The following is a 13,290-nucleotide window of genomic DNA, read 5'->3' on the forward strand; positions in this document are numbered from 1 at the left end:
TGCCTAATGGTTTTAGGCAGTCTCTCTTCTATTTCTTTAAATCAATGACAATATCATCTAACACTATATCTTTACTCTTCGCTTCTTTTTTCGGCACTTCAATTTTCTTCTCTTTTCCATTCACATACTCCACTCCACCATGATTTTCAGGTGTATGAACTCGTAAGTGTACGTGAGGTGTAACGATAAGCTTTGTTGCATTTTCGTTCAACTTTTGGAATGTAGCACTCCAACTACTTTTATGTGGCTCTGCTACTGTACTAGTTCCTCCATTTCCTTCACCTGCATATTTATTTCCTAAATCATCTTTTATTTCTAATTCCACATCAGCGCTATCCCATATACTTCGTAACGTCTTAGATTCTTCCTGATTGAAAAAAACGATAAATGACATCGGGGTTACTTCCATTTTGTCTATATTTACTTTTATTAATTCATTTTCAGAAACCCTATTAACCTTTACTTCCTTACTATCCATTGCTTTTAAACTAAGCGCGAAATTCCAGTTCCCCTTTATTGCATTACCTTCATAATCCAACTCAATTGCCTCTATATCCCACCAAACATTTGCAACATCTAACCTTTCACTACCATGACCACTCATCGTAGTCATACCTACATATTTTCCCTCTCCAACTTTTGTAACGTTCGAACTACCTCCTCCGCCATTAAAGCCCATAACTTGCGGACTTCCAAATGGGAACGGTTTCTCTCCTAAGTCTTTATCACTCTCGATAGAATATGTGAGTGTGATTGTTCTACCATCGAACACAGCATCATTAATTGTAACCTTAACCCCATTACTCTCTCTCGTCATATTCAATTCAGTCGAAAACTCCTTATAATTTTCATATAACCCTGTTCTACCATTATCTAAAAATCGGAATATATCACCTACAATTGGCAATCCCCCTGCATATGTAGGAAACCCAATACCAAGCGTTGCGACTGATAACCCTACTAAAATAGATGCAGCAGCAACACCTTTTTTCCAACTTTTCATCTTTTTCTTCGTACGTATCGATTGTTTTACATTGCGTTTTACTTTTTCTTTTTCAATTTCAGAAGCCTCAATTTCCTCAAGTTCTTTTTCATCTATATCAATATTATTTAATAGTTCATAAATGTCTTTCATATTGCACTACCTCCAAAACTAATATTCGTAGCATTTTGTTGTAGTTTCTTTTTTCCCCGGTACACACGATTATCTATCGCTGCCCTGGTTAATCCTAATTTCTCCCCGATTTCCTCTGTCTTCATACCAAGGAGATATTTCATAATGAACACTTTTTGATCTAACGGTTCTAATTGATTAATAAGCTTCAATAATTCTTCCCTATCTTCCATAACGATTAATTCGTCTTCCGCTGATTTTTCCGTACTGATATGAAACTCATCTGAAATAATTTCTACTTTTTTAGTCGCTTTCCGGTAATAATCAATCGCCTTAAATTTTGCGATCGCTGCAATCCATTTTTTAAAATCATTCGGCTCTCCATGAAACTTATTTGCGTTAATCCAAATGGAAAGAAATATATCGTTTACACATTCCTCTATGAGTCCATCATTTTGAACTGGAAGAAGAACTTTGTGCGTAATCCCCTTTATGAGTGGTAAGTATGTATCGATAACAAATTCTAGCGCATCTTCTTTTTGCCGCTGTAATCTTTTTATAAAATTTTTCTCATTCGATTTCATGTAGCGATTCCCCTTATATTTTTGTAAAAGCTTTTACACCCTATATAACGTCTTACAAAATATTTTCTCTCATCTTTTTTTATTTTTTGTATGTAATGGAATACTTTCCCTTAGCCATTGTCTCACATAACTACGCATTCAAAGAAAATTTTCTCAAGTCTACACTTTAATTCATGTAGTACACTATTTATATGGTCATCCTTTAACTAGGTGTACATTTTATTTCGTTAATCTACTTTTCAACATTTTAAATTAGGAGATGAGATGTGTATGTGTGGAATTACAGGTTGGGTAGATTGGAAGGAAAACCTTTCAAATCAACATGTTATTTTAAAAAAGATGGCAAATCGTATTCAGCATCGCGGGCCTGATGCTGAAGGGTTCTGGTTTTCACCTCGTGCGGCCTTTGCACACCGGCGTTTAATTGTTATTGATCCAGAAGGCGGGACGCAGCCGAAGACATTTCGTGCTGGTGATTATACGTATGCTCTTACTTATAATGGAGAAATTTATAATTTCCGTGAGCTTAGAGAACAGCTTCGAAAATGTGGTCATGCATTTGAAACGCATTCAGATACAGAAGTATTACTACATGCATATTTAGAATGGAGAGAAGACTGCGTACAACATTTAAATGGTATTTTTGCCTTTGCAATATGGGATGATCAAAAGCAACAATTATTTTTAGCACGTGATCATTTAGGCGTAAAGCCACTCTTTTATACAGAAAGAAATGACAGTATAATTTTCGGATCTGAAATAAAAGCATTATTAGCTCATCCATCTGTTCCTGCTGAAATTGATGCGGATGGCATAAATGAAATATTTGGATTAGGCTTATTTCGAACTCCAGGATGTGGCGTCTTTCAACATATTCAAGAAGTGCGTGCCGGACATTCTATAACGTTTACACGTGATAAAAAAGTAGTTAAGAAGTATTGGAATTTAGAAAGTAAGATTCATACAGACTCTACTGAAGATACATCATCACATATTTTATCTATTTTACAAGATACAGTAAAAAGACAATTAATTGCCGATGTTCCTCTCGTTTGTATGTTATCAGGCGGATTAGATTCTAGCGGTATTACTGCACTAGCAGGTAAAGAATTTGCAGCGGAAAATAAAACACTTCATACGTATTCCGTTGACTTTGTAAATAGCGCAAAAGATTTCGAGCTGACATTTGCTCGCACTGGTTTAGACGCTCCTTGGGTAAAACGCGTTTCTGAACATGTAGGAACATCTCATCATGATATTATTGTGAATGCTGAAGAATTAGCAAATCACTTATTCGTTCCCCTCCATGCAAAAGATTTACCGAGTGCTGGTGAAATGGAAACTTCACTATATTTACTATTTTGCGAAATGAAAAAAGATGCGACCGTAGCTTTATCCGGCGAATCTGCTGATGAAGTATTCGGTGGATACCCTTGGTTTCATCAAGAAGAATTACTATATGTAGATAAGTTTCCTTGGCTAACAAATTGGAAAAATACATCTCCTCTTCTACTAAATGAAGTAAGTAACCAATGTAATCTAGAAAACTATATTGATACACGATTCCAAGAAGCGATACTTGAAGTCCCTACTCTTGAAGGTGAAAATAAAAAATCCGCAAAACAACGTCAAATGTTTTATTTATTTTTAACGAGATTTCTCCCATTCTTACTTGACCGTAAAGACCGTATGAGTATGGCTGTAGGATTTGAAGTTCGTGTACCGTTTTGCGATTATCGATTAGTTGAATATTTATGGAACGTTCCTTTCGATATAAAAAGCATTGATAATATTGAAAAAGGCATTTTACGTAGAGCACTGCAACCTGCTTTACCTGACGATGTACGTAATAGAAGAAAAAGTGCTTATCCAACTTCACAAGATCCACATTATTTACAAACAATCCGTCATTTATCACTCGACATGTGCAGTAATAAAAACAATCCTATTTTCTCACTTATTAATCATTCCACATTACTTGCCATTGCCGATCAAAGTAATAAAGACATTAACAATTTTGAAGCAAGAAGTGCTATGGAATATATGCTTCAAATAAATGAATGGTTAAAAACGTATCACATCCATATCGCTTAACAAAAAGGAGTTCAAGGGTAAAAACCTTGAACTCCTTTTATATTAATTAGCACATTGTTTATTATCAGTGTCAATGGACCATCCAATAATTGTGGCACAATCTCTACCTTTCCACTGTAGTACATTTGTTAATACTGGTTCAATCTGCAGGCTATTTCCGTCGTGCAATATTTCTACTAAAGATTGATCATCATCAAACCTTCGTTTATCACATTCTAAAATACCGTCCGTTGCCATTACAATGTGATTCATTCCTTTTTCTAATCCCCTTACACCTGACGTAAAACAAGGGGTATTTGCTGCGAAAATATTTTTCCTACCAATATATTCGTAATTCTTCCGTTTATTTAATCGCCCTTTACCATTCTTCGTTTTCTCAGAATGGAATAAATATGCGAAACAATCACCAACTGATAGCCAATATAAAAATTCGCCTTTTCGTAAACAAATTAAGCATGAAAGTTCCTCATCATCTTGATCACATTTTTCAATAAACAGCTCATCTGTAAATAACGCTAATAAGTACATATGCGTATGATGAAAAGCTAAATGTATCGGATAGGAAAATAACTCTTTTAGTTTCTCTTTTCTTTCTGAAATTGCTTCTATTATGTAATCTATATTTTTTGTTTTGTGGTGTGTATCAAAAATCATAACAAATTCAAATTGTAATTCAGGATCCCACCAAGCAAGCACCGCATCTCCGCGTTCATATGCATCACTCTCTTGATTTCCCCCATATACGCCGACTGAAAGAGGACCACATTTTTCAACATGTATTTCATCTACATACATCTGCTCATGACTCATCCATTTAAATGTATTCACAGCTATCATCCTCTCTCTTGCTAAATGTATACCTTTACACATAGATTACCTTATATTTCAATAAAAATAAACTTTTTCAACATTTTTTATCCAAATAAAAGGATTTTATCTCTATACTCACGAATATATCTTATTATACGATATAAAAATAGGGGGATTTATCATTATGAAAGACATCAATCAACATTGGGAAAGTATTTATTATCACTTACGATATGAATATGAAGACAACCTTTCCCACCAAGCCATTCGTATTTTACAAATCGCTTCTCGTGAGAAAGATATAACAATTGGAAAAGTCGCTACTGAGCTTAGTCTCTCTCATAACACAGCGTCTGAACACGTAAAACGCCTTATTCAAAAAGGGTTTATCATGAAAGAAAGAAACAAACAAGATGAAAGAGTTGTGAACCTTACTTTAACGAAAGAAGGCATTGAAGTATTAGAAAAACACACTTTACTCGATAAAGAAAAGATAAAAATATTAGAATCACAGTTATCAAAAGAAGAACAACAATTAATTGAAAAAGCCTTTTCGTTATTAGCGAAGGAGGCAAAATATGCATTTCCTCGTTAAAGTAATCGTTTCGGCACTTATTATTGGCGTTATTACTGAAGTCGCTAAACATTTTAGTACGATAGGCGGCTTTATTGCTGCCCTTCCTCTCGTTAGTTTACTGAGTCTATTTTGGATTTCTTTCGAAGGCGGGAACAAACAAGAATTGAGTCAATTTGCTATAGGCGTACTATATGGATTTCCTGCATCCGCACTACTATTATTTATCGTTTATATTGGTTTAAAAAACTCATTTTCACTTAGTACATCGGTCCTATTCGGTGTAGGTGTTTGGTGTATTGTTTTTGCTTGTCAAAAATTATTTCAAGCTTAGTTAGGAGGGTTTACTATTTATAAATTTGTAGAGGTATTGGAGCAAACTATAGAAGTATATATAAAAGGAAGTAGTAAACAAACGGTAGTTATTCAAACCGGAATGACTTGCTCATTTTATGATTGGCTTCCTATTATAGAAAAGCTTTCGCAGCACTTTACCGTCATTTCATACCATCGCCCAGGTTACGGAAAAAGTGAACTAGGAAATTATTCGCGTACTACAAGACAAGCGACAAACGAACTACATATGTTACTACAGAAATTAGCTATTCACGAACCTATCATTCTAATCGGCCATTCCTATGGAGGCTTATGTGCACAACATTTTGCGATGTTACATGAAGATAAGCTACAAGCACTTATTTTAGTTGATTCTACTTCTATGAACTTACACCGATTAGATGAACTTCATTTACCAGTTTCTGATCAGACTGATTCTGATGATATGTGGCTTCAAAAATATAATACATACTCCAAAATGGATGTAGACATGCTTTATAATGAACTAAAACCTATGCTAGCCGATCGATCAAGACAGCAAATTGAATTTTCTACCTCTCCTTCATTATATAAAGCGACAGCTTCTGAACTATGTGAGTGGAAAAATTGTGCTCACTCAATAAACAAGCTATATAAAACATTAGAAACACCTTTAATCGTTATCGGTAGAGACCCTCAATATTCTATTACTCAGTTGACTGAGGGTGGCATGCCAAAAGAGGAAGCGATACAACTTGAAGCAATGTGGCAAGAACTGATTCATGAACAATTACAAATCTCAATAAATAACCAATATATACTTGCCGAACATGCTGGTCACGGAATCGAAAATGATCGACCAAATATTATTATTGAAGCAGTTCAATCTCTACGAATAAAAAAAGGAAGCAACTAAAGCTGCTTCCTTACTTATCTATTCATAATCTTCTTCATCATCGATTTCTTCATAATACGAATTCCCATTACTTACATATATAGGGCCATTCGCAACGTCAATACGTAATACCCATGCCCATGGCACAGCTAAACGTTTATGTATTGCTCGCCAAAAGCTCATTGATTTTCTTTCGTACTCCTGGAACTCCTGAAGTAACTCTTTGTAGGAGGAACCGTCTAACTGAATATTTGCTTCTAACAAACGAGAATGGGCATAGTACTGCAGCTCTAGTTCAGCAGCAATTTCCATTTCTTCTTCCGTTGCCATACCAATAATTGCTCCATCTGCTGGTGCAATTTCATATACGTTGTGAACTTCAATAAGCCCTTCTTTCTCTTTCTCAAACATGTAAACAGCCTCCTTTAACATATATTTTTTATGTTACAAAGTCATACTTCTACAATAACATCTCTCTTTCCTCTTTTTTTGATAAACTTTTACAAATTATTTACCCCGCATTAACGGGCAATAAGACTCCCACCTCAAAATTCAGCGAAAGCAAAGAAGTTAGATGGGGGATCAACTGCCCGTAAAAGCCCGATTGGTTCAACTAATAATCAGTGGGGGATGAACAAAACCCCCACTGATTAAAGTTTCACTTTATCTGATAATCTGTAGACTGTATTCTTTCAGCAGAAATGAAACAATTATTATCAAAAGTTAATTTATACACGTCAGGCATATGAAGGGTTTTCCAAAACTGAAAATCATATTTCGAATCAAAATAATTCATGAGTAATACCATAATATTCCCATGAGTACCTATTACAATATTCTTACCTTTATATTTTTTTAATATACTTTGCATACATATTACAGCGCGTCTTTGTGCTACATCATTGGATTCTCCGCCTTTGTGGGCAAAACTCCAATCTTTCCACACTTTCTCCATAGCATCATTAAAATCCTGTACCGGCTTTGTACTTACTAATCTTTCACGTAAATCTTCTTCTATTTGTATTGTTACATTATATGTATTTGCGATTCCTTGCACAGTTTGAATCGCCCTTTTATACGGACTTGAAATTACAGCATCAATATGTTTATCTTTTAACAAACGTGTTACATTCTCTGCATCACAATACCCTTTTTCAGATAAAGGACGCTCCCGTTCTTCTTTTGTATATGTAGAGTGGGCATGGCGAACGAAATATATTGTCGTCATTTATTCATCTCCCTTTTCCGTTTCTATCCAAATTCAATACATTACCATCAAATCCCTTTACCTTTATAATAAGTACTGTCAAATTTAAATGTTGATTTTCATATTAATAAAAGGGAAACACCTCATATGGTATTTCCCTCAATTAAAATAGACTACATTCAATTAAATACTTTATCAATTTTATTTCTATCGTATTCTAATATCCAATCATTATATGTATTATAAATATCCCTAATTGTATCAGGAGAGGTAGCTAATACATCACAACCTCTATCATCATAAACGTGAAATATAGTATTCTTGTTTATATTTATAAAATATACCCTATGAAAAATACTCGGTTTTATTCCCATATCTTGATTACAAATTGCTTTTAGCATAGAAATGTATTTCAAGTCAGAAACTTTACATTTCAAAGTATATCTATGTGTTTTATATACCCCGTCTTCATCGTCTTCTGGAAAAACATAAGGGATTGTATTTTTCTGTAACTTAAGCAAAGCCGACTTCTCTTTTACATACTTAGAAAAAATATTCAATTTGTGTTTGAAAGTTTCACCGTTTGCATAGTCATTTACATCCACTACAATATAAATATCATCTTTTGTTGCATGTAAAGACTGAAATAAAGCAATCGCTCTGTTATAAACGCCTTCTAAATATGAGCAATTTTCATAAATGTTATTGCAATCATAGTCCACACCTAATCTAAAACGAATACCAATAGCCCCATTATAAAATAGAGGTGGTCTAAGTTCTAAATTTGGAAACGTTTCAAGCATATACTCCTTCAACCTCATCTCAACACCTACCTTTAACAGCATCTTGTTTACATAATAAAATTATTTCGTTATAATTTATTTCTGAATTCCTCACTTGTTATAATATCTCGAATAAAATAATCTACATTATTTCTCAGTTTTTGATATGCAACTTGATCTTCTATATCGTTAAACATCATGACAACTTCTACCTTATTCCCTTTCTTATCTGTAGTATACAAGCTTTTTGTCAATACGAATGCGGTAGAACCACCTTTTTGACCAGCATATTCGAACTTACTATTTTTAACTGTTCCTTTGAAAATGTTCTCGATTTCTTCTTGCATTGATTTTGGAAAATACTTTCTACTATTTATCTTTTCCATTATACTCATATAATCTTTGGCGTTTGCACCCACTAATCGATCTGACCAAATCCGCTGAAATTCCATATCTACCTTTAATGGGATATCCCGTTTTTTCCATTCTTCTTCATCTTTCATCCATTCATGAATTTGTAACACATGCTGATTATACTCATCCTTTGACATGTTACGTATCATTTCTAACGATTGATTTTCTGGCTCATGAAGCTCTTTTTCTACATACCCTCTCATATATAGTGAAGCAGTATACGAAGAGAACTTGTCATGACTAGTAAGCTCTAACTCTTTTATACTTTCATTTACTCTTTCTATTCCAAGCTTATCTAACAAATATGTTGTATTTGCATTAGAACTATAATGAATCATCCCTTTAGCAACTTCTTCTAAAGCAATTTGCCCATTTCTCACTAATTCTCTCGCTTTAGCATCTTCTAACCAGTCAGGATGTGCTCCACCATCAGTGTTTTTAACGTAATATTTTTCTAGCTCCTGCAATGAAATTTGTTCATCTCGGCTTATCTTTCCTTCTGACACTTGCTTAGCAAATTCAACTGCTATTACGATTTTCGCCGTACTCGCTAATGGTAATTTTTTATTTGCATTTATAGAAGTTAATACTTCCCCATTTCTTTTAATAAGTAATGAACATGTTTCATCGTCTTTATGTTCTTTTATGTACTTTAATACGTAATCAGGATCTTCTTTTGATAAATAGTACTTCATAATGACAAAGAAAGCTATAACGGCTACTATAATCACTCCTGCAACAATTCCTATAATCTTTAATATGTTCACAATATGCCCCCTCTATAAAGTGAAACTATAATCAGTGGGGGTTAGTTCATCCCCCACTGATTATTAGTTGAACCAATCGGACGTTTACGGGCAGTTGATCTCCCACCTAGCTTCTTTGCTCCAGTCGAATTTTGAGGTAGGAGTTTTATTGCCCGTTAATGTCGGATAAATTCCCTTCTATATAATAATTATAACGAATAAAAATACAAAATTATACAAAATAGAGTAACTCTTCCTAAAAAAAGAAAGAGTTACTCTATTTCACATGATGTTATATGTCCATTTAACGTAACAACTATATTTGAGTCGTCACTTTCTTTAACGCTTTTTAGTCGATTTGAGTTAGGAGGACCAATTACAACTGACTCCTTAATTGGCGAAAGGTCCTTCTCTAATTTTTCTGCACTTACACCGTATGCAGCTTGAAATACTTCTGGTGGTGTTAATCTAAGTATGTCTGATCCTTCTGCTGTTTCAAACTGATCGTTATTGAAGAACAAATGCAATTGTACTTCTTCTGTTACCGCTGTGATCCAATGCCACCATCCCATTGGAATAAATACAGTTTGCCCCGCTTTTACATGATAATTTTGCAATTGATTCGTTTCGGGATTTAATATGGATGTAACTGCTTCTCCTGATACAACAACATCCAACTCCCACGCATTCGGATGCCAATGCGGTTCTCGCATATGCCCTTTTGTCATAAACAAATCAACAAACGCCCCTCCTATCATCGCTGGTAACTGCGTTGACGTAACTTCATATGCAACGTTTTTCTCATCCCTTTTAAAAAAGATATTTTTTCTCGAATCAAAGAAAAGATTTGGAGTTCCTGAGCTTTTCTTTAAATTTTTATTATCTGGAACATAACCGGAACTACTCATTTTATCCCTCTTTTCCACTCCGAACGTTTCCACCTTCACACTGTATCGTATGGCAAAAACTTACGAATGTGCCTAATCATTCACATAACAAAAAAACACGCCTCATAATGAGAGCATGTTTTGTGATATTCTTCACATTGTTTCGTTAAAAAATAATGTTTTTACTTACCATGATGTAACATTAAATCACTTAGTTCTTCTTCAATGTGATTTAATTTCGCAACGCATTCTTTCCATTTATGAATATAACGTGAAACCCCAACGAAAAATAAAACGATAATTGTAGAAAGAATAATACCATACACGATTGCTACAGTACTCATAGTTACACTTCCTTATAATTAGTAATGTTGTTATTAGTTATGTTTTTATTATAAACCTTTTTCTTTTAAATTACTTCGATTTCAACTTTTTGTAACAAAATTGATTTTTCTCACAATAATTCATAACATTATAATGCTAGAAGAAGTCTCTTTCAGATTCCTTCTAGCATTCATATTCACAAAAAATTCACAGAACTAAAACTCTCATTCATAATCCTTTTACTTTACACCGACTGAAACTGTTTCTGGCAATGTGCTACCGCCATCAATGACAATATGTGTACCCGTTATGTAGCTTGATTCATCGGATGCTAAAAACCCTGCTAACTGACCTACTTCTTCTATTTTCCCTAAACGTCCTAAAGGAACACCTGAAGCGATTCCATCGATGACGTTACTCGGCTCATTTGGATCAGATTCATTTGCTATTTGCTCTGCCATTGGTGTCATAATGTAACCTGGGCAAATTGCATTTACAGTAATATGATGTTTTGCAACTTCACGTGCTAACGCTTTCGTAAATCCCCAAATTGCTGCCTTCGTCGTTGCATATGCAGTTTCACCTTCATCAGCAACCAACGTCCCTGTTACAGAAGACATATTCACAATCTTCCCGTAATTTTTCTCAATCATATATGGCAATACCGCTTTAGAAAAATTCCATACACCATTAATATTCACTTGAAATTGAAAATCACGCATTTCATCTGACATATCTAAAAAATTTGCAAGTCGAATAACACCGGCGTTATTTACTAATACATCAATCTTTCCGTACTTCTCATATGCATCTTTCGTTACCTCTTTTACAGCATTCATATCAGCTACATCGACTACATAACTCGCAGCATCTAACCCTTTACTTACAATATTTTTGGCAGTCTCATGAACTGTCTCTGAAATATCAACAAGTAATACTTTCGCCCCCAGCTCTGCAAATACATGAGCGATCCCAGCTCCGTTCCCCATCGCAGCTCCTGTAACAAAAGCGACCTTACCATCTAATTTCCCCATTTTATAACCCCCTTATAATATATAGAAAACCTTTACATTTTTATCATACCAAATATTCCCTCTTATTCTTTACACATCTCCATTTGTTAAAAAACGTTCAAAAACAGGGAAAATTTTCACAAATTATACAAAACTTCACCATATGTACTATTACCATATGAGTTATATTATTTAATAGAATAAAGGGGATGATATACTATGACGACTTGGTTTATTGTAATGTTAGTTGTATTTGGGGCATTTAAAATTATTGTTTCTAGCCTTCCTAACACTGTTATTGAATCCATTATTAGCAAGTACGAAACACATCCACAACTTGAAGAAGAGAATGTGACTGTTACAATCCATGGAAATAACGTAGAAGGTGAAAAGAAATCCAAAATTATTCATGATTTTAACGAAGGTTTATTTTTAGATCGCTATTATGCACCACCACACAATGAAGGTACTCCTTTAATTATCAATGCAAAACGTGGCAAAAAAGATTTTACATTTTATATTTATAGTCATGAAGAGCATGTTGATGTTGTAAAGCAACATAAAAAGAAAGTAGTTGCTTATAGTTTACGTTCTAAAAACCTTCAAAATAATGATATGTTCGTGTCAGCTGATTTAGCTTAATACCCATATATTAAAAAAAGGAATCCATGGTATATGGATTCCTTTTACTATTCACTGAAAAATAAGCTCTGTCTTCAAACTATCTTTCGGTAACAGCCATCCTTTTTGTTCTAAACTCTTCATTAATAATTCTCTTTGTTCTTTTGCAATACTTTCCTCATTTGTTTTAAACGACACTTCTATTACGAAATCATCTTCTATTTTCCCTGTATTACTTAGTGGCCAAACTTCAATATTCGTTTTAATATTTTCAAATTGAGCTGTATACCTTTTCATTAATACAGGACCATAAATACGAGAATTCTTGAACATTGCTTCTCCCCAATTCGTATACAACCATTTGTTCATTTTCCCTGGTAACTTTTCTATTAACATGTTTTGAGCAGCTTGTTCGTTTGGTAAATCAAGTACTCCATATCCTTTAGCACTGTAACTTTTCTTATTTGAAATACTTAACGTTTTCTTCTCAAATCCCCAATCTACTTCCGCCTCATAATTATCGGTTTTACTATCAAACCCATCTTTTTTAGCTACTTCTAGTGCATCTTGAATTACACCATTTTGAATCGGATATCTTTTTTTATATGTTAGCTCAAAATCTTTACTAAATTCTTTCTTTCGAATCCTCGCAAACCAACCTTCATTACTTAAATTTTTATTTTCTGTATCTAAAAATTGTACTTGTATTCTTTCATAATTTGTACCAGCCTGGAAATATTCTAGTACTTCTTGCTTCATCTCTTTGTTATAACCTAATACTTGTTCTGGCTTTAATAATAACTTCACTTCAAAACTAGGTTTCATTGGACTAGCAGTAAACCCTTCCTTAACGTTATAAAGGAAACAACAAAAGAAAATGCTTACGAATACAAATACCTTTTTCATATAC

The 13,290-nt window shown here is 34.0% G+C and carries 16 protein-coding genes; 5 read left to right on the forward strand and 11 right to left on the reverse strand.

What is annotated here, in order from left to right:
- Positions 1-28: 28 nt before the first annotated feature.
- Positions 29-1,135, reverse strand: a complete 1,107-nt coding sequence (locus QCI44_RS19580) for a DUF4179 domain-containing protein (RefSeq protein ID WP_016134095.1) — start codon at positions 1,133-1,135, stop codon at positions 29-31.
- Positions 1,132-1,698 carry a sigma-70 family RNA polymerase sigma factor gene (locus QCI44_RS19585; protein WP_016088479.1) on the reverse strand — a complete coding sequence of 189 codons (567 nt, stop codon included), beginning with the start codon at positions 1,696-1,698 and terminating at the stop codon, positions 1,132-1,134. Before QCI44_RS19585 ends, QCI44_RS19580 begins: the two co-directional genes overlap by 4 nt.
- A 270-nt stretch (positions 1,699-1,968) precedes the next feature.
- Here QCI44_RS19585 and asnB point away from each other — a divergent pair, with 270 nt between their 5' ends.
- Positions 1,969-3,792, forward strand: a complete 1,824-nt coding sequence (gene asnB / locus QCI44_RS19590; RefSeq protein WP_088083567.1) for an asparagine synthase (glutamine-hydrolyzing) — start codon at positions 1,969-1,971, stop codon at positions 3,790-3,792.
- Between the two features lie 42 nt (positions 3,793-3,834).
- On the opposite strand, the gene QCI44_RS19595 is transcribed toward asnB, so the two are convergent.
- Positions 3,835-4,662: a PP2C family serine/threonine-protein phosphatase gene (locus QCI44_RS19595; protein WP_016088481.1), complete on the reverse strand. Its 828-nt coding sequence runs from the start codon at positions 4,660-4,662 to the stop codon at positions 3,835-3,837.
- Between the two features lie 124 nt (positions 4,663-4,786).
- On the opposite strand from QCI44_RS19595, the gene QCI44_RS19600 reads away from it, so the two are divergent.
- Genes QCI44_RS19600 through QCI44_RS19610 form a run of 3 tightly spaced genes read left to right on the forward strand, consistent with a single transcriptional unit; the run spans position 4,787 to position 6,407 of the window.
- On the forward strand, positions 4,787-5,197 hold the full coding sequence (locus QCI44_RS19600) for a MarR family winged helix-turn-helix transcriptional regulator (protein ID WP_000651925.1): 411 nt from the start codon (positions 4,787-4,789) through the stop codon (positions 5,195-5,197).
- Positions 5,181-5,510 carry a DUF3147 family protein gene (locus QCI44_RS19605; protein ID WP_016088483.1) on the forward strand — a complete coding sequence of 110 codons (330 nt, stop codon included), beginning with the start codon at positions 5,181-5,183 and terminating at the stop codon, positions 5,508-5,510. Before QCI44_RS19600 ends, QCI44_RS19605 begins: the two co-directional genes overlap by 17 nt.
- 36 nt (positions 5,511-5,546) lie before the next feature.
- On the forward strand, positions 5,547-6,407 hold the full coding sequence (locus tag QCI44_RS19610) for an alpha/beta fold hydrolase (RefSeq protein ID WP_088083566.1): 861 nt from the start codon (positions 5,547-5,549) through the stop codon (positions 6,405-6,407).
- A gap of 18 nt (positions 6,408-6,425) precedes the next feature.
- Here QCI44_RS19610 and QCI44_RS19615 read toward each other — a convergent pair whose 3' ends face one another.
- From QCI44_RS19615 to ucpA, 7 genes are all read right to left on the reverse strand, one after another.
- Complete coding sequence (locus QCI44_RS19615; RefSeq protein ID WP_016088485.1) at positions 6,426-6,797, reverse strand: hypothetical protein; 372 nt, start codon at positions 6,795-6,797, stop codon at positions 6,426-6,428.
- A gap of 247 nt (positions 6,798-7,044) precedes the next feature.
- Positions 7,045-7,614, reverse strand: a complete 570-nt coding sequence (locus QCI44_RS19620; protein ID WP_088083565.1) for a histidine phosphatase family protein — start codon at positions 7,612-7,614, stop codon at positions 7,045-7,047.
- A gap of 158 nt (positions 7,615-7,772) precedes the next feature.
- Positions 7,773-8,414: a DUF3885 domain-containing protein gene (locus QCI44_RS19625; RefSeq protein ID WP_016088487.1), complete on the reverse strand. Its 642-nt coding sequence runs from the start codon at positions 8,412-8,414 to the stop codon at positions 7,773-7,775.
- Between the two features lie 50 nt (positions 8,415-8,464).
- Positions 8,465-9,556, reverse strand: a complete 1,092-nt coding sequence (locus QCI44_RS19630; RefSeq protein ID WP_016134089.1) for a serine hydrolase — start codon at positions 9,554-9,556, stop codon at positions 8,465-8,467.
- A gap of 251 nt (positions 9,557-9,807) precedes the next feature.
- Complete coding sequence (locus tag QCI44_RS19635) at positions 9,808-10,443, reverse strand: cupin domain-containing protein (RefSeq protein WP_016134088.1); 636 nt, start codon at positions 10,441-10,443, stop codon at positions 9,808-9,810.
- A gap of 161 nt (positions 10,444-10,604) precedes the next feature.
- Entirely contained in the window at positions 10,605-10,766 is a 162-nt protein-coding gene (locus tag QCI44_RS19640) for a hypothetical protein (protein WP_016088490.1), read from the reverse strand.
- Between the two features lie 219 nt (positions 10,767-10,985).
- On the reverse strand, positions 10,986-11,780 hold the full coding sequence (ucpA, locus tag QCI44_RS19645; protein ID WP_016088491.1) for an SDR family oxidoreductase UcpA: 795 nt from the start codon (positions 11,778-11,780) through the stop codon (positions 10,986-10,988).
- A 198-nt stretch (positions 11,781-11,978) separates the two neighbouring features.
- On the opposite strand from ucpA, the gene QCI44_RS19650 reads away from it, so the two are divergent.
- Positions 11,979-12,401, forward strand: coding sequence for a YfmQ family protein (locus QCI44_RS19650; protein WP_016088492.1), 423 nt, complete (start codon positions 11,979-11,981; stop codon positions 12,399-12,401).
- A gap of 51 nt (positions 12,402-12,452) precedes the next feature.
- On the opposite strand, the gene QCI44_RS19655 is transcribed toward QCI44_RS19650, so the two are convergent.
- The gene (locus QCI44_RS19655) at positions 12,453-13,286 is read right to left on the reverse strand and encodes a hypothetical protein (protein ID WP_098561197.1); all 834 of its coding nucleotides are present in this window, start codon (positions 13,284-13,286) and stop codon (positions 12,453-12,455) included.
- Positions 13,287-13,290 lie beyond the last annotated feature (4 nt).

Source organism: Bacillus cereus group sp. RP37 (assembly GCF_040459695.1).
Classification (GTDB): domain Bacteria; phylum Bacillota; class Bacilli; order Bacillales; family Bacillaceae_G; genus Bacillus_A.